Below are 17,277 nucleotides of genomic sequence, written 5' to 3'. Positions count from 1 at the left end.
TTAAATTAGTCGCCCCTACCGCAAGATGGGTAAATTGGCTACCTTGATCTTATGAGCACCATCAACGTCAGGACGAGCAACGGCAACCTGAACTTGCGCAAAAGCGAGGCCCTGGTCGGCCTCAAAATCAGCGGCGAAGAAAAGCCGCCCGAAGTCCGGGAGGAAGTCATGCCCGAGCTTGGTGGATTCGAGGTGGTTGCCCTCGATCCGGGTCGGAATATCGACCGGGCCCTGGATCAGGTGCGGCAGAGTGAAGGAGTCAGCGTCGGCACCCACGTTTATTTTGCCGAAAACGACAACCGTCCCGTGGTGCCCACCGGACTGATCTACTGTACGCCGGTGGAGAACGCCGACCGCAACGAGGTCCGGCTGATCTTTCAACGACTAAACCTGACCATCGAGGAAGACCGGCCGGACGGAACCATCCTGTTGTCTGTCACCCGGCGCAGCCGCAATCCGCTGAAAGTTGCTGCAGCCCTCCAGGAATTGCCGATAATTGAAACCGCAATTCCCGATCTCGATGTACCGCTCGATCAGTATTTTTCCGAGCCGCGGGACGGGTTGTTTCCCGAAGAGTGGCACCTGGAAAACGAGGGGAGTATACCGGGCGTACCCAATTATCCCCTCAAGCGGGGTGCCGATGCCCGGGTGCGTGCCGCATGGAAGCGGCTCAACAGCCTGGGCTCGTCGGCCGTCACCATCGCCGTCATCGACAAGGGATTCGACCTCAACCACCCCGACCTGGCGGGTAAAAGCGTTCACCCCCTCCACATTAATTCCAACGAGACCAAATTACCCGTCGGGGCGGCGGCCGGCACCCACGGAACGCCCTGCGCGAGTGTCGCCCTCGGTGCGGCCAACGGAACCGGGATCGTCGGTGCGGCCCCCAATGCCCGGTTGATGCCCCTGCACGGACTTACCTATTCGCCCTACTATACCGAACGGATGTTTAACCACTGCGTAACTTCGGGTGCCGATGTTATTTCCTGCTCCTGGGGTACCGTCGAAGCTATTTATCGACCCGGCGCGCTTCACGAACGTGCGGTCACCTCCGCCCTGACCAGGGGCCGTGGCGGCAAGGGATGTATCGTCGTTTTCGCGGCCGGTAACGAGGGGAAGAACCTGATCAACTACTACGCCCAGCTACCCGGCGTGATCGCGGTGGGGGCCTCGACGAGCAACGACACCCACGCCTCCTATTCCAACCGCGGCCCCGGCCTCACCGTCGTAGCGCCCAGCGACGGCGGCTGGCCGATACTGGCGGCACGCGCCAGTTGGGATCCGGGGGTACCCCGGGTGTCTCCCGAGAAGAAGTACTATGCCGACGGACGCGACCGCGGCCCCTACCATAAGCACTTCGGGGGTACTTCCTGTGCTACTCCGCTGGTGGCCGGCATTTGCGCGCTGATGCTGTCCGCTAATCCCGAACTGACCAGTGCGGAGGTCAAAGCCATTCTGCAACGTACTGCCGATAAAATCGGTACCCCCTCCGACTACGATGCCGGCGGATACAGCGACCGGTATGGCTACGGGCGGGTCAATGCCGATCGGGCGGTTGCCGAAGCCCTTCGCTACCGTGGAAATGGCAATGCTCCTGCGCCCCCGCCCATTGCCGTGACGCTCCCTCAAGCCGGAACGTATAGCCTTCAGGTCAGCGCCCTGAGCAACCACGCTGCGGTAGCCGATCTTAGTGCAAAGCTGCAGTCGGAGTTCAATCTGCCCGTTGCAATCAGTCCCGTAGAGACAAACGGCAGCACGGTCTACCGGGTACTCGTAGGTCAGTTTGCAACGGCTGAACTCGCCCGCGACAACATCGATCGGTTGCGGGCAGCGGGCTACCGGCCGTTCGTACGCGAGCTCACCGGGATAGGGTAAGGTGCTATATTGGCGGGTACAATTATCCCGGCAACCGAATGCGTCACGTTCTTTCTTTCCTTTTCCTCCTCTCCAGCACCCTGCTCTGCGCCCAACTGGAGTGGGTGGCCGAACACCCGGGGACCATCGTGTACGACCTTGACCTTTCGCGAGTGCAACAGCACGAATTGCGGATCACGGTTACTTTTCCGGCCGTTCCCTCCGGGGTGTTTTTCGTGCGCATGCCCCAGGCCAGCCCCGGCCGGTACGCCCAGCACAATTTTGCCAAGAACGTATACGACGTGAGCGCTTCGGCCGGCGGCGAACAACTCCGGGTCGATCGGATCGATCCCGACACCTGGGCGGTGACCGGGCACGACGGGCGGGTCACGTTTCGCTACACCCTGTTCGCCAACGACGGCGACGGAACCTACTCCGGCATCGACGGCCGCAAGCTGCACCTCAATATGCCGGCCAGCTTCCCGTACGGCGACCGGCTCAACGACCGTCCGGTCATGGTGAGATTGGCCGCGGACCAGCAACCGGAATGGGAAGTGGCTACCCAGCTGGTCAATTTAGGTGACCGTCGCTTCGCCGCTCCGAACTATTACTACTTCTACGACTCACCCATGATGGTGGGCCGGATGATGCGCGACGAGTTTACCGTGACCAGCGGAGAACGGGTAGATACCATTGAGGTAGCCATGATGCACGAAGGGAGCCGCCAGGCATTCGACGCGTACGTGGCGTGGACCGATAGCGTAGTGCACGCCCAGCAGCGGGTGTTTGGGGAACTGCCCGCCTTCGACTACGGCCGTTACGTCTTCCTGTGCTCCTACAATCCCTGGATCAGTGGAGATGGAATGGAACACCGCAACTCCACCATCTGCTCCGCCCCCATCGGTCTCGAAGGGAACGAGCGGAGACTCATCGGCACGGTCAGTCACGAGTTCTTTCACTGCTGGAACGTAGAACGGATCCGACCGGCCACGCTGGAGCCCTTCTCCTTCGACCACGTAAATATGAGCGGTGAGCTCTGGTTCGCGGAGGGATTCACGAGCTACTACGATGACCTGGCGCTGGTGCGGGGAGGAATTCTCGATCCGGCCGATTACGCGGCAGGTATCGCCGGGCCCCTCAACTACGTGATTAACCGTCCGGGCCGCAACCACCGCAGTCCCATCGAGATGAGTCAGCAGGCACCCTTCGTCGATGCGGCGACGGCGAACGATCCGGACAACTTTGACAACACTTTCGTCAGCTACTATACGTACGGTACCGTTCTGGCGCTCGGTCTTGACCTCGAACTGCGCCAGCGGGACCACACCCTGGACGAGCTGATGCGCCTAATGTGGCGCCGCTATGGCATTCCCGAAATTCCTTACCACGTACGTGATATTCAGCTGGCCCTGGCCGAAGTTAGCCAGGACAGCAGCTTTGCCGCCGCCTGGTTTGCGGACCATGTGTACGACAGCAAGCTTCCGGACTTTAGCGCGCTGTTGCGCCCCTACGGGATCGATCTGCTCCAGGCCCGCCCGGATAGCGTAGGCTTTTTTGCACTGCGGTTGAAGGATGGGGAGGAGGGGCCCGTCGTGGCTGCTCCCGTCTTCGAAACCAATCCTTTATTCGACGCCGGGCTGGACCGGGGCAGCATCATCCTCTCGCTGAACGGCACGCAGGTGACTACGGTAGGTGAATGGACTGACATAGTCGGAAGGCTCGAAGCCGGTAAGAGCTACACCATTGGTTTCCGCCAGCTGGGAGAGGACAGGACCGGAACATTCACGGCGGGGACCGATCCTACCTTTGTCTCCTCTTTAAATGGGGAACGTGATGCGAAAACGTCTGAGCTGCGCAAGCAGTGGTTGGGCCGGTGACGGTGGCTACCGCCGCATTACTTCCCGATTCTTGACGTGCTCCTCCAGCCACTGATCCTGCTCCCACAGCAGGTGCAGAATGCTTTCCTTGGCCCGGTAGCCGTGGCTCTCCTTTGGTAGCATAACCAGTCGCACGGTGGCACCCAGACCCTTGAGGGCGTTGAAGTAGCGTTCGCTCTGCAGGGGGTAGGTACCCGAATTGTTGTCGGCTTCTCCGTGAATGAGGAGCAGGGGCGTCTTCATTTTATCGGCGTGCATGAAGGGTGACATCCCGTTATAAATTTCGGGAGCCTCCCAGTAATTTCGTTGTTCGCTCTGAAAACCGAAGGGCGTTAGCGTTCGGTTGTAGGCCCCGCTCCGGGCGATCCCCGCCGCGAAAAGATCACTGTGGGAAAGTAGGTTGGCCACCATGAAAGCCCCGTAACTGTGGCCGCCGACCGCAACCCGGTTGCGATCGATGTAGCCGAGCTCATCCACCGCGTCGATGGCCGCCCGGGCATTGGCTACCAGCTGGTCACGGAACGAATCGTTGGGTTCCTCCTCGCCTTCACCAACGATGGGGAAGGCCGCATCATCCAGCACCACGTAGCCCCGGGCAACCCAGTAAACGGGAGAGCCGTAGTAGGGATAGGTAAATTGATTCGGATTCGATGTCGACTGGGCGGCACTGGCCTTGTCTTTAAACTCCCGCGGGTAAGCCCACAGAATCATAGGCATCTTCTCCTTCTTCAGGGTATCGTAGCCGACGGGCAGGTAGAGGGTGCCGGAAAGCTCCAGTCCGTCCTCCCGCTGGTAAGTGATCACCTCTTTGTGCACGTCCTGCAGGCTCCTGAAGGGGTTGTCAAATGCGGTGAGCTGAACCATCCGATCGGCCCTGAGGTCTCGGATGTAATAGTTGGGGTATTCCGTAGGGGATTCGAGGCGGACGAGCAATTTTCCGGTTTCCGGATCGAAGTCGAGTAAATTTTCCAGTCGATCGGTGTAGGAGGAGGTGTACACATTTTCCGTTTCTCCCGTCCCTAGATTAATTCGGTTCACGAAAGGAAATTGTCCCTCCTCAGTAAAGCCTTCTCCGATGAGAAACCCATTCTGGCCTTGCAGGGCAAGTACTTCGCTGCCAAAGTCGTTGCGCGTGGTTACGAAGTTGCCCGGATCGCTGTACCGATCCTGATAGTTTCGGTCAAAAAGAATGCGTGGGGTACCCTCCGTTTCCGCCGGGTCGAACACGTAGGCTTTCTGGTTGCGCGTATCCCACCAGCGATCATAAGCAACGGCGGTATGCTCGTCTCCCCACTCCACGCCGGCGAAGCGATTGACCAGTTTAATCAGGCTACGCCCCTCGCCGTCGAAGGGAGCGGCAAGCTCAAACAGCTCGTCGCGATGGGCTGCTTCATTGGCCGGGTCTCCGCCGTCCAGCGCTTTTACGTAAGTGAGGGTTGCCGGCCGGTCACTTCGCCAGCGGATACTGCGGCGGCCGGTAGTGGTGGCCATAAAGCCCTTCGGCAGGTCTTCCACGAGCGGCAGCTCCGCTACGGTCCTGATCTTGTCTCCGTCGCGCGTATAGATCGTGGTCGTGGAGGGAAAGCGGTAGTAGGGCACCAGGTAGGAAAATGGCCGGTTGATGGTCTCGACCATAATGTAAGAACCGTCCGGACTAAAGCTCACGCCGTCGTACATCGCTGCCGGCAGAAATTCGGTGGCCGTTCCGTCGAGCGTTACCCGGTACAGGGTGGAGCGGGCCAGCTGCTCGAAGTTAAATTCGTCGTTGGGGTTACTCAGCAGGTCCTGATAGGTGCGGTTCTGGGCCTTCTTGCCGTCCGCGACCGAGATGGTAGGCCCTGAGGGTACCGCGGTACCGACATCGACCAGGGGCTGACGATCGGTAGGCAGCATTTTAATCAGCATGGATCGTCCGTCCTCCTGCCAGTTGATCACGTCGCGCAGGTTAGCGTTGACGCTGGCTTCGGTAAGGCGGCGGGCGGTGGCCGATGTTAGGTCGGCAAGCCACACTTCCACTCCCCGGTCGGTGGTGTTCGTGAAGGCTACCATGGACTGATCCGGAGACCAGGTCAGGTTGGCTATGCGGGCGTCGGCGGGCAGTCCGGCCAGTGCGCGTTCGGATCCCGGATCGGCCGCTACGGCCCGGATTTTTACGTCGTTGTAGTAGTTGGTCCGACTGCCGATGTTGGTGGCCGGGTCGATGCGCAGTCCGCCCAGCCGCAGTTCCGTCTCGGAAAGTTCGGCGATGCGCTTATAGGGGTCACGGTAGAGCAGCAGCATGGTTTCCCGCTCGTGATCCATGAGCACGGTGGGGGCGGCGGTTACGTCGACCAGTTCCAGAATTTCCCGGGGTGGCTCCTGGTAATTGAGCTTTTCCTGGGCGCGGACGCAGGTGCAGAGTAATAGGGTAAAGCAAAGGGTTAGGGTACGCATACGGTTTTTTTGTCGAAAGCCTTAAAGATAACACCCTTCCGGTGGGGACCACATTCCTAGAGCCACCGCATAATTCCCCATTCGGAGGGGGCCCAGAGGGCGGTACGCACGTGCATTTTCTTCAGGCCGGCGTTGACCCAGTTGTTACAGGTGTACAGGGCATTGTAGGAGCCGAGCGCTTCGTAAAATTCATCGTCGTCGCCGTATCCGGCACTATCGATGTGTTGCAGTTTGTCTCCGTCCGTCAGGCGAAAGGTGTCCCATATGTGGCGGTTCAGGGTATCGACCTGCTCCTGGGTGAGGGGCAGACTTGCCCAGTCGGAGCCAACGCTTTTGTAGCCGGTGACGTGGATTGCGGTCGGACTGGGGAGTAGCATGGCCTTTACGGCGATACTGACCTTTAGCTCCGCCCAGGTCGGGGTGTCCAGATAGAAGCCCTTATCGCCCCAACCGAAGGCTAGGTAGGGGTAGTCGGCTAGGTAGCCCAGTTGGTCCAGGAGTTGGTCGGGAACCAGCTCTACCGGAATGATAAAATCGGTGTGTACCCCGTTGCTGGAAATGTACAACTGCCGGTCGGGAGTTCCGGCTACGGGATCCGGTCGGGTGGGAATGAGCGAAAAGACAACGGCAACGGCTACGTAAAGGAGCACCAGGCCCAGTATCCAGAGGAGCAGTTGACCGAAAAACTTGAAGATGCGCAACGCGGAGGAAATTTTGGTGGGTGTGAGCAAGCCACGGTTGAAAGAGGAGGTAGGGTGCGCGTGAGATGCCGTTAAATATCCACGATGTCGGGCATTTCCCCGCGCTCCTCGTAGGCCGTGATCAGGGCTTCGATCTCATCGGCGGAGAGGTAATACTTCTTCAGGCGCTTTTTGTAGTGGCGTGGGAGGGTAGCGTGCTCCATCAGGTAGTGCTTGGTGGCGATTATTTCGCTTCCGAAACCGTGGTCTACGGCGATCGAGTCGGCCCGGCGTTCCGCTTCGCGCATGTAGCGGGACCAGAGGGCGTATCCGAGACCGAAGGCGATCATTCCCCGCCACGGCCGATCCAGGTAATCGACGATGTGTCCGAGCTCGTGGGCGAACCAGCCGACCACCACGTCGCGGGGTAGTTCCCGCACCTTTACGTGAGCGGTCACCTCGAGGTGGTTGCTGAAGTCGACCCGGTAATGGCGGTACTTCCTGCGAAAAAAGCGCCAGTTGATCACGGGTTGGGCGCGCATGGTACTGTACCGCATGGAAATCTTGCGGAGGTAGATGGGGCGGTCGAGCAGTTCGGGATAGTGACTGAGCGTTTCGGCAAACCAGGCCCGGAGGTGTTCGCTCTGAACGTTTTGGTAGACGGGGGTGTGATCGGTGAGCGGCATATCCGGTGGAACGGAAGTTCCCGGCGGAAGTTGGCGGCGAAAATTTTTAAGCCAACGAACATCGAATGTCACCGCTCCGTTATAATTAGCGAAGTTCTTCGGCAACACCTTGATTGTCAGGAGGCTTACCCTTCGATTCACTAAACCAAACGCCAACATTATGTTACGCTATGCCCTTATCTTCTTCGTCATCGCCATCGTAGCCGGCTTGCTCGGATTCGGAGGAATCGGTGGCGCTGCTGCAGGTATCGCACAGATACTCTTCTACATTTTCCTCGTACTGCTCGTGATCAGCCTCATCGCAAGGCTCTTCAACCGGGCGTAGGAATTCGACCAACTGTAAAAATAAGGCCGCGTTCGGGACTCCCCCGTTCGCGGCCTTTCACTTAATTATCTATTTCACCATGGTGCGCATGACCAATCGTATCTATTCTATCCTCGCAACGATCATCGCTTCGGCCTCCGGATTACTCGCTCAGGCCGAAGGGGAAAGTCCCTATAGTTCTTCTACCGTCGATACGCCAACGGGAGGTAGTTTTTTCGCCGATAATGGATTGGTGATCGTTGCTGCCCTGATCTTCTTTCTGCTGATTCTATTTGTAGTACTGAAGGGACGGCGGCGCGCCTAGCACGTAAGTGCCTTAATCCACGTTTATGATCAACCGAACCCAATTCGACACCCTCGCCGCTGCAACGAATGACTATTCCATCAGCATCTACCTGCCTACTTACCGCGTAGGAAATCGGCAGGAAGACCGTATTCGCCTAAAGAATGCCCTTAAGAAAGCCCGGGAAAAACTCGTGCACCGCTATGACCTTCGGGAAAGTCAGGCAGAGGAATTTTTAGCCGCCGGCTACGAGTTGGAGAGCAATGGTGCGATTTGGAGCAACCTGAGCGACGGACTGGCCATCTTTATCGGCCCGGATCGCTTTGACTATTACGTGTGCCCGATCGACTTCGAGCCGATGGTGTACGTGGCGCCAGAGTATTATCTCCGCCCACTGTTGCCGCTACTGGGTACCGAAAACCGGTTCCATATCCTGGCGCTGAGCAAAGGAGCCATAAAGCTGTACACCGCTAACCGGTATAGCATTAGCGAGGTGGATCTGCAAGGCCTGGTCCCTGTCAATATGGATGCAGCCCTGCTCCAGGATTCCTTCGACTCCGGGCGGTCGCGCGCCGGCGGCCCCGAAGGCAGTCGGGGAGGAAACAACCAGGCCTACTTTGATCGCGGGGGCGAGCAATCTAATGACGTGGAAGAGGTGAAAACGTACCTCGACCGCGTGGATAAGGGAATTGCCGACTACCTATGCGACGATAAGGCGCCCCTACTTCTCGGAGGGGTAGAAGAACTGATCCCGATCTACCAGGAGGCTAACACGTATGCCCACCTTTACCGGGACGGTTTCGTGGCCGGCAACCTGGAGGAAACGAACATAGCAATGATTCACGAGCGAGCCTGGTCGGTGATTGGAAAGCACTTCGACGAGCAACGGGACCGCGACCGCAAGCTCTACGGAGACAACCTCGCCCGCCGGGAAGCCGGTACGGACATTCACGATATCGTTCCCGCCGCAATCAACGGCCGCGTCGCCGCGCTCTGGCTGGACAGGAATCGCTACACCTACGGGGCATACCGGGCAGATACCAATGACGTCAAGGTGATGACCGACGAGGACAAGAACGCCACCGAGCTGTTTAATCTCGCGGCAGTTCGGGCTTTTCAATCGGGTGCCCGCGTATACAACGTTGCGGTCGAGGAACTTCCCGCAGACGAAGGCGGGTTGTGTGCCATCTATCGGTACACCCTCGATGCCGATCCAACCAATTCAGAATCTAACTAAGCTACCTAAGATGAAAATCCATTTAGCAGCGATCCTGCTTTTTCTGACTGCATTCAGCGCGTACTCCTGCTCTTCTACCGACGAACGGGAGGGGGAAATCGATGCGAATGAAGTGATTGCAACCGAGCCGGACTACGAAGACGGCGACCAGGACGGCGACGGAGAAGTGAGTTACGAGGAACAATCGCCCCGCAGCTCAATCACTACCCAGACTACCAATTACGCAAACCGGGCGGACTCACTCCGCATTGCGCGTGATACCCTGGTCGATCCGAAGTACACCGACGATGAGTACGAGGCGGCTTTCTCTACCTCCACGACGAATCCAAAAAATCAAGTGGAAGGTGGCGTGACGCCCGGTAACCAGAAGAAGAACCAGTAACGGTTCCCGGGGCCACTACGATAAACGAGCGCGGCTTCCCGATTCCGGGAAGCCGCGCTTTTTATGGAGCCATCCATCGGACTCGAACCGACGACCTATTCATTACGAATGAATTGCTCTACCAACTGAGCTAGGATGGCATTTGGCCGGCAAAGATATATCTTTGCGGCCGAATATGACCAAGCAAACTTCAGAAATTGCGCGCCGACGCACCTTCGGCATTGTCGCCCACCCGGATGCCGGTAAAACAACCCTCACCGAGAAGCTGCTGCTCTTCGGCGGAGCCATCCAGGAAGCCGGTGCGGTAAAGAGCAACAAGATCAAAAAAAGCACGACCTCCGACTTTATGGAGATCGAACGCCAACGCGGAATTTCGGTGGCCACTTCGGTGATGGCCTTCGATTACGCGGAGAAAAAGATAAACATTCTCGATACCCCGGGCCACAAGGACTTCGCCGAAGATACCTACCGCACCCTTACGGCCGTCGATAGCGTAATCGTAGTCATCGACGTTGCGAAGGGAGTGGAAGAGCAGACCGAAAAATTGGTCGAGGTATGCCGCATGCGCAAAACGCCGGTCATCGTATTCATCAATAAAATGGATCGACCGGGTAAGGAAGCCTTCGATCTGCTCGATGAGGTAGAACAAAAGCTCTTGCTCAAAGCGGTACCCCTGAGTTGGCCGATCGGGATGGGAGACCGCTTCAAGGGCGTGTACAACCTCTTCGAAGAGCGCATCGTCCTCTTTCGTCCCGACAATAAGCAGGGGCGCCCGGAGGAAACCATTGAATTTACCGACCTGCAGGATCCGGAGTTGGAGAAGCTTATCGGGGAGGACGCGGCCGAAGAGTTGCGGGAAGAGATCGAAATGATCCGGGGCGTTTACCCAAAATTTAACCATGATACCTACCTGCGCGGTGAGGTGAGTCCGGTTTTTTTCGGCTCCGCGGTCAATAATTTCGGGGTGAAAGAATTGCTGGACTGCTTCGTCCGCATTGCTCCCGCTCCCCAGCCCAGGCCTACGGAAGAGCGGCAGGTGAAGCCCGATGAGAACCAGTTTGCCGGATTCGTCTTTAAGATTCACGCCAACATGGACCCGCGGCACCGCGACCGTATTGCCTTCCTGCGCATCTGTGCGGGCACCTTCGAGCGCAACACTAACTACCTGCACGTCCGCCAGGGGCGCAAGCTTAAGTTCGCCAACCCAACCAGTTTTATGGCCGATCGCAAGGAGGTCATTGACCTGGCATACGCCGGCGACGTGGTGGGCCTGTACGATTCGGGCAACTTCAAGATCGGTGACACCCTCACGGAGGGAGAGGAGCTGCACTTTAAGGGCATTCCCAGCTTCAGCCCGGAGCAATTCCGGCGCGTGATGAACGGCGATCCGCTCAAATCCAAGCAACTCGCCAAGGGCATCGACCAATTGATGGACGAGGGAGTGGCCCAGCTGTTCACCCGTGAGGTGGACAACGCTCAGATCATCGGTACGGTCGGCGCCCTGCAATTTGATGTCATTCAGTACCGGTTGGAGCACGAATACGGCGCGACGGTACTGTACGAACCGATCAACCTCTACAAGGCACTCTGGGTAACTTCTAGCGACGAGGACGCCCTCCGCGCCTTCTCGGAGCGCCGCCGTCAACAGATCGCCGTCGATAAGGAGGGGCGTCTGGTCTACCTCGCCGACAGCGCCTGGACCCTGCAGATGGCGCGGGACAACCACCCCGAGATCGCGTTCCACCTTACCTCGGAGCACTGAGACCCCCGAAAATTTTCTGGAAGAAGAGGTATACGAATGGCGGACCGGCTGCCGTTAAGATTCTGTTAAACGGGCGAAAGTCCGCATTTTACCTGCTTACAGGCCAACCATGTCTATATTTGTATTGTATTTAGCCAAACGACCCTGCGGGGTTTTGTAGATTTGCCCTGTCGCCGGCCTGTATTGAGCGACCTTCCAGAAACCAACACAAGACTTTAGCCCTATTTGATCTTCCTCGAGGAGGGTCTGGATCTCTTCACGAGCACGCTTTCTAACTTATGCTAAAGAAGTCTTTTTTCCTCCTACTCTCCGTAGCCGCCGCCCTATTTACCAGTAGCTCCGAGTTCGATATCTCCCGTTACGTAAACGGAGAATTCACCACCGCCTCCGCTTTTTTCGTTCCCATCAATCTGGAAGCGGAGAATGCCGAAGCAGTAATCATTGAAGACCCCGCCACCGAAGACCCGGTTGCTGAAGCAGCCGCCACCGCACCCGCCTTCCGCCTGCGCGACTTCGAAGACAAGACGTTTGAGTCCCAGCTAAAGGCCGTCATTCTGGCCAACCCGGTATGGGCCAAGCTCTACCGCAACAAAAAACTCTCCGTCGGGCTGGTCGACATGTCGGACGAAGACAACCCCCGCTTTGCAACCCTCAACGGCAGAAACATGATGTACGCCGCGAGCCTGCCCAAGATCGCCGTGCTCGCCGCCGCCCACGATGCCATCGAGCGGGGCGAACTGAAGGAGACCGCCGAGATCAAAAGCGATATGCGGCTCATGATCGCCAAATCAAACAACGCCGCGACCACCCGCATGATCGACCGGGTAAGCTTCGAGCACATCGAGCGGACCATGCGCGATCCCAAGCATAAACTATACGATCCCAGCTTCGGCGGAGGTCTGTGGGTAGGTAAGCGCTACGCTGCGGGCGGACGCCGCTACCCCGATCCCATGAAGGGCATCAGCCACGCCGCCACCACCGACCAGATCTGCCGCTACTTCTACCTACTGGCGAACGGCCAGCTGGTGAGCGAAAAAAGCAGCGCCAAAATGATGAGCTATTTGGTCGACCCCGAACTGCACCACAAGTTCGTCAATACCCTCAACCGGGTCGCACCGGACGCGAAGGTGTACCGCAAGTCCGGCTCCTGGAGCGTCTACCACGCCGATTGCGCCCTCGTACAGGGCCCTCGCCGGAACTACATCATGACCGCCTTGGTGGAAGATCCCAGCGGCGAGCAGATCATCCGTGATCTCGGCGCCGTCATGGACCGCCTCGCCCGGCAAAAGCCAGCCCTGGCGGCTAGGTAGGTTCTAACTATTCTGATTGCAGTCCCGGCAGTAGCCCGATACGGTTACGTTTAACTGTTGGGGGAGGTAGCCGGCCGGGACGCCGATGCGGAGGGGTTCCGACAAGCACTCAACGCGCTCGCAGCTCACACAGTGAAAGTGGGGATGATCGTGATGGTGGGCCTCGGCCGTGCAGTCGCTACATTTCGCAAAGTACTGCCGCCCGTCTTCTCCCACGATACGGTGTACGAGTCCGTCCTCGACAAAGCGATTGAGGATGCGGTAGATCGTCGATCGATTCACTACCGAATCCAGCCGTTCCGCTACCATATCCTGATTCAGCGCACAATCGCTTTCGCGCAGCAACTGCAGCACGGCGGACTGGGAGGCGGTGTTTCGTCTGGACATGGAATAAAGTTAATGCAAATTTGTCGCATTAACAAGATTGAGGCTACCTTTGGTGTATAATGCCGCATTCATGATCCGTATTTATCTGCCCCTTTTCCTATCCCTGATACTGCTGTCGGCCTGCGGTAGCGACGACGACCCCGTCATCGAGAATGAGGAAGAACTGATCACCGAACTCGTGTACACCCTACAGCCTGTCGGTGGTGGAGACGAGGTGATCATGGCCTTCAGCGATCCCGACGGCGACGGCGGGCTCAATCCGGCTATCCAGGTGAATCGCAACCTCGTCGCAAATACGACCTACGAAGGAAGTATCACGATCAAGAATCTTTCCGATAATACTACCGTGGACGTTACTGCCGAAGTACAGGCGGAGGCCCGGGATCACCAGTTTTTCTTCGTGCCCGGTCAGGGGCTGAATGTCGACCTGTCGTACCTGGATTCGGACGGCGACGGCAATCCGGTAGGTTTGCGCACGGAACTGCGGGCCAACGATCCGTCCAGTGGAAACCTCGTCATCATCCTACGGCACGAACCCGATAAGTCGGCAACCGGTGTCAGCATTTCCGATCCCGCTGGTGCCGGCGGGGCGACGGACATCGAAATCAGCTTCCCCGTATCGATCAGCAACTAAATGCGGCCACTGCCCTACGTTTTTTTCGTCCTTGCTGTTCTGTGTTTACTCAGCTCCCGCGTCCCCGCCCAAACTTGCTCCGGCCGTATTGCGGGAATCGTGAAGGATGCCCACGGGACCGAGGAAATGGCCTTCGCGAATGTGTACCTGGTCGAACAGGGTAGAGGAGTCGAAGCCGACGAAACCGGGCGTTTTGTCATTGAAAACCAGTGTCCCGGGCCGGTTACCCTTCGCTTCAGCCACATCGGCTGCGACCCGGAGGAGATGAAGTTTACTTTTCGGACCGATACCGTACTGGAAGTTTACCTACACCACCACGAAAATTACACCCAGACCGTCACCATCACCTCCACGGCCGGTAACGTCGGGTACGAAGAGCGGCTGGACCGGCAGTCGGATCGCCAGCTGAGCGACGTGCTCGAGGGAATCAACGGACTAAGCAGCCTCAGAACCGGGACCGCCGCCGCAAAACCCGTTTTCGACGGGCTATTCGGTAACCGCCTCAGCATTCAGAACAACGGCGTGGCCCAGGCCGGCCAGCAGTGGGGCAACGACCACGCTCCCGAAATCGACCCCTGGGTAGCTGCGTACGTCCGGGTGGTAGAAGGCGTGGATGCCCTGCAGTATGGGGGTAGCACCCTGGGACCGACCGTCCTGATCGAGCCGGCGGAACTGGGCCCGCGAACCAAGTCGGGGGGCAAGGTTGCCTACGGATTTCGTTCCAATGGGCTGGGGCATACCCTTAATGCCCGCGTCACGGACTCAGCCTTTGTCGCCTATCGCCTGAGTGGTAGTCTTAAGTACGCCGGGGATCAACGTACCCCCGACTACTTTCTCACCAATACCGGTCACCGTGAGGCCAACCTGGCCCTACAGGTGGCAAAGTACCTTAATCCACGGCTCACGCTCCGGGGCTATTACAGCCTGTTCAATGCGGAGATCGGTGTCCTTCGCGGATCCCACATCGGCAACCTCAGTGACCTGGAGGAGGCCATCGGGCGGTCGGAACCCTTCTTTACCGAGGACCGCTTCGGCTACACCATTGCTTCTCCCCGGCAGACCGTCAGTCACCACCTGGCGAAGGCGGAACTGGAATACCAGCTCAACGAAAAGGACCGTTTTACCCTGTTGTACGGGGGGCAACTGGACGACCGCAAGGAGTTTGACGTACGGCGGGGAGACGATGACCGTGCCGCCCTCAAACTGGTGCAGATTACCCACAACGTTCAGACTACTTACCAGCGCACCCTGCCCGGACGGCAGCGGGTGGAGGCTGGCCTACAGTACGAACGGGTCGATAACCAAAATCAACCCGGCACCGGCATTCTGCCCCTGATTCCCGACTACAACGCGCAGCGGGCGGGCGCTTTCGCGACGTACCGCAGGGAGGTGGATGCACTGCGCTATCACCTTGGACTGCGCTTCGATCACCAGTTTTACGAGCCGATAACCATTAGTCGCGACCTTCCCCGCCGCATTTTGCGGTACCGGCACAACTTTAATGCAGTGGGCGGGGCCGCGGGAGCAAGCCATAGGATAAGTGCAAGGATCCGTACCGACCTCGAGCTCACCTACCGCGAACGCGCACCTCAGATCAACGAATTGTACAGCCAGGGACTGCACCAGGGCGTTAGCGGAATCGAGGAGGGGGATAGCTCCCTCGTGCCCGAACGAAGCGCGAAGCTTACCGGAGGAGTTCGCTTCACCGCCGCCAGTGGTAGATTATCCATCGGGGTCAGCGCATTTTACCAGCGCATTGCCCACTACATTAACCTCGAGCCGCAACCGGATTTTCGCCTGACCCTGCGCGGAGCCTTTCCCGTATTTCGCTACCGTGGCATCGACGCGGAACTCTACGGGGCCAAGCTGAACCTGTTCGGCCAGCTGGGTGATTTGGAAGTGGACAGTAGATTGGCCATCCTGAGGGGGTATAATCGTTCGGATGACCAGGGGCTGATCTACCTGCCTGCGACCAACTGGCGGACCAGTCTGCAGTATCCTTTTCCAGGGGAGATGGTGCTCAACCTTGCTGCTCTGGTTGTCGAAAAACAGTCGAACGTGGTACCGGAACAGGACCTGCTGCCCCCGCCTCCGGCATACGCCCTGTTTGACATCGGGCTGTCCAAGCGCTTATCCCTTGGAACGAATACCTTAGACCTTGCGCTGGAGGTAGATAACGCCCTGAACCAGGTCTACCGCGATTACCTCGATCGCCAGCGATATTTTGCGGATGCACCCGGGCGGAGCATAAATTTTCGCCTCTCCTACAGTTGGTAAGCTGAATTAAAAGGCGTACTTTTGCGGACTGATTGAGCTCTATCCATCTGGCGGAGTAAAACGAAATAAAATTATACCAATGGCACACCATAAGTCTGCTAAGAAGCGCATTCGTCAGGACGAGAGAAAGCGTCTGCACAACCGTTACTATAAGAAGTCGACCCGTACGGCCATCCGCAAACTGCGTGACCTGGAGGATCGCACCGAGGCCGAGAAGCAACTCCCGCGCCTGTTTAGCATGATCGATCGTCTGGCCAAGCGCAACCTGTGGCACGCCAACAAGGCTGCTAACCTGAAGAGTGGTTTGGCCCTTCACGTCAATCAGATGAGCTAACCGCCCATCCAAGGAAATAAAAAGCCCCGCTACAGTGAATGTAGCGGGGCTTTTTCGTGGGAATCGGTAGGGGACGGATCCGTTTACCGACGCCGCCGATTGCGGCTGCTGCGGCTGGAGTTGCGACTGCCGCTACTGCGGTTGTTGCTGCTGCCGCCGCCACCGCCTCCGCCGCCTTTCTTCTTTTTCTTCTTGCGCCGGGAACCGTTGTCCTGGGAAGGCTGGTTTGAGTTCGGCTCACCGATCTTGGCGTCGGCGGGCAGCATCAGTACTTTGTCGCTGAGTTCGTACAGGTCCTTGCGGATCATGTCTTCGTTGTAGAACTTCCCGTCCCGCCAGTCCGACAGGGCCACTTTCATGTAGTAGGCGGCGGTATAGGTTACCAGGTCGCGTTCCGGCCCGTCTTCCATTTGCTTGCCCTGTTCGATCAGTGCCAGTACGTTCTTGCCGTAATGAAGCATCCGTTTGTTGGTATCGGGGTAGGGGAGCGGCTCGGGGGTGACTCCCTCGGGGTCCGGCGTGGCGTTGATTCCCTCCGGAATGGTGACGTTGAGCTCACCGCCGGCGATGCGGAAGGCGTGCTTCCACAGACGTTCTTCGTAGTTCTCCTGCTGCTTTACGCTCGGTTGCATCTGGAGCATGAGCTTGAGGACTCGCTCGACGTAGGCCTGGCGGTCTTCGTCGCCTTCGATCTCGTTGGCCTTCTGCAGCAACTCCTGCACGGTACGGCCGTACTCACTGTAGATGAGTTCGGCGTTGCTGGTGTTATAATCAATGTCCCATTCCATGCTTGGTAGTTATAGTTTTGTACGCCTT

Annotated in this window: 16 protein-coding genes and 1 tRNA gene; 11 read left to right on the top strand and 6 right to left on the bottom strand. The window is 58.1% G+C overall.

Annotated features, from left to right (window positions below; all coding sequences use genetic code 11):
• Positions 1-51 precede the first annotated feature (51 nt).
• Together GGR28_RS05060 and GGR28_RS05055 are read left to right on the top strand one after the other, a co-directional pair.
• A complete protein-coding gene (locus GGR28_RS05060; RefSeq protein ID WP_183494654.1) occupies positions 52-1,875 on the top strand; it encodes a S8 family serine peptidase in 1,824 nt (607 codons plus the stop codon).
• A gap of 38 nt (positions 1,876-1,913) precedes the next feature.
• The gene (locus tag GGR28_RS05055; protein WP_183494653.1) at positions 1,914-3,731 is read left to right on the top strand and encodes a M61 family metallopeptidase; all 1,818 of its coding nucleotides are present in this window, start codon (positions 1,914-1,916) and stop codon (positions 3,729-3,731) included.
• A 6-nt stretch (positions 3,732-3,737) separates the two neighbouring features.
• Here the strand turns inward: GGR28_RS05055 and GGR28_RS05050 are convergent, their stop codons facing one another.
• From GGR28_RS05050 to GGR28_RS05040, 3 genes are all read right to left on the bottom strand, one after another.
• The gene (locus tag GGR28_RS05050) at positions 3,738-6,164 is read right to left on the bottom strand and encodes a S9 family peptidase (protein WP_183494652.1); all 2,427 of its coding nucleotides are present in this window, start codon (positions 6,162-6,164) and stop codon (positions 3,738-3,740) included.
• 56 nt (positions 6,165-6,220) lie between these two features.
• On the bottom strand, positions 6,221-6,865 hold the full coding sequence (locus GGR28_RS05045; protein WP_183494651.1) for a TIGR02117 family protein: 645 nt from the start codon (positions 6,863-6,865) through the stop codon (positions 6,221-6,223).
• A 71-nt stretch (positions 6,866-6,936) separates the two neighbouring features.
• Complete coding sequence (locus GGR28_RS05040) at positions 6,937-7,530, bottom strand: hypothetical protein (protein ID WP_183494650.1); 594 nt, start codon at positions 7,528-7,530, stop codon at positions 6,937-6,939.
• Positions 7,531-7,690: 160 nt separating this feature from the next.
• Between GGR28_RS05040 and GGR28_RS05035 the strand changes: the two genes are divergently transcribed.
• The 4 genes from GGR28_RS05035 (at position 7,691) to GGR28_RS05020 (ending at position 9,757) form a co-directional block, all read left to right on the top strand.
• Positions 7,691-7,855: a DUF1328 family protein gene (locus GGR28_RS05035; protein ID WP_183494649.1), complete on the top strand. Its 165-nt coding sequence runs from the start codon at positions 7,691-7,693 to the stop codon at positions 7,853-7,855.
• An 88-nt stretch (positions 7,856-7,943) separates the two neighbouring features.
• Positions 7,944-8,159, top strand: a complete 216-nt coding sequence (locus tag GGR28_RS05030) for a hypothetical protein (RefSeq protein WP_183494648.1) — start codon at positions 7,944-7,946, stop codon at positions 8,157-8,159.
• Positions 8,160-8,184: 25 nt separating this feature from the next.
• Positions 8,185-9,375 (top strand): baeRF3 domain-containing protein, encoded by a 1,191-nt coding sequence (locus GGR28_RS05025; RefSeq protein ID WP_183494647.1) that lies wholly within the window; start codon positions 8,185-8,187, stop codon positions 9,373-9,375.
• Positions 9,376-9,385: 10 nt separating this feature from the next.
• On the top strand, positions 9,386-9,757 hold the full coding sequence (locus GGR28_RS05020; protein WP_183494646.1) for a hypothetical protein: 372 nt from the start codon (positions 9,386-9,388) through the stop codon (positions 9,755-9,757).
• A 64-nt stretch (positions 9,758-9,821) separates the two neighbouring features.
• On the opposite strand, the gene GGR28_RS05015 is transcribed toward GGR28_RS05020, so the two are convergent.
• Positions 9,822-9,897: transfer RNA gene (locus GGR28_RS05015), tRNA-Thr, on the bottom strand.
• Positions 9,898-9,932: 35 nt separating this feature from the next.
• Here GGR28_RS05015 and GGR28_RS05010 point away from each other — a divergent pair.
• Together GGR28_RS05010 and GGR28_RS05005 are read left to right on the top strand one after the other, a co-directional pair.
• Positions 9,933-11,519 (top strand): peptide chain release factor 3, encoded by a 1,587-nt coding sequence (locus GGR28_RS05010; protein ID WP_183494645.1) that lies wholly within the window; start codon positions 9,933-9,935, stop codon positions 11,517-11,519.
• A 278-nt stretch (positions 11,520-11,797) separates the two neighbouring features.
• A complete protein-coding gene (locus GGR28_RS05005) occupies positions 11,798-12,829 on the top strand; it encodes a serine hydrolase (protein WP_183494644.1) in 1,032 nt (343 codons plus the stop codon).
• A gap of 3 nt (positions 12,830-12,832) precedes the next feature.
• Here GGR28_RS05005 and GGR28_RS05000 read toward each other — a convergent pair whose 3' ends face one another.
• Entirely contained in the window at positions 12,833-13,216 is a 384-nt protein-coding gene (locus tag GGR28_RS05000; protein WP_183494643.1) for a Fur family transcriptional regulator, read from the bottom strand.
• A 70-nt stretch (positions 13,217-13,286) separates the two neighbouring features.
• Between GGR28_RS05000 and GGR28_RS04995 the strand changes: the two genes are divergently transcribed.
• The 3 genes from GGR28_RS04995 to rpsT all read left to right on the top strand — a co-directional run bounded on the left by GGR28_RS04995 (position 13,287) and on the right by rpsT (position 16,461).
• Positions 13,287-13,850, top strand: a complete 564-nt coding sequence (locus GGR28_RS04995; RefSeq protein ID WP_183494642.1) for a type 1 periplasmic binding fold superfamily protein — start codon at positions 13,287-13,289, stop codon at positions 13,848-13,850.
• Entirely contained in the window at positions 13,851-16,127 is a 2,277-nt protein-coding gene (locus GGR28_RS04990) for a TonB-dependent receptor (RefSeq protein WP_183494641.1), read from the top strand. It begins immediately after the preceding gene.
• A 79-nt stretch (positions 16,128-16,206) separates the two neighbouring features.
• Entirely contained in the window at positions 16,207-16,461 is a 255-nt protein-coding gene (gene rpsT, locus GGR28_RS04985; RefSeq protein WP_183494640.1) for a 30S ribosomal protein S20, read from the top strand.
• 83 nt (positions 16,462-16,544) lie between these two features.
• Here rpsT and GGR28_RS04980 read toward each other — a convergent pair whose 3' ends face one another.
• On the bottom strand, positions 16,545-17,249 hold the full coding sequence (locus GGR28_RS04980) for a DUF4290 domain-containing protein (protein WP_183494639.1): 705 nt from the start codon (positions 17,247-17,249) through the stop codon (positions 16,545-16,547).
• Positions 17,250-17,277 lie beyond the last annotated feature (28 nt).

The sequence above is a fragment of the Neolewinella aquimaris genome (genome assembly GCF_014197245.1).
Classification (GTDB): domain Bacteria; phylum Bacteroidota; class Bacteroidia; order Chitinophagales; family Saprospiraceae; genus Neolewinella; species Neolewinella aquimaris.
Note: the sequence above shows the minus strand (reverse complement) of the source record. Positions and strands in the feature narration are given on the sequence as shown.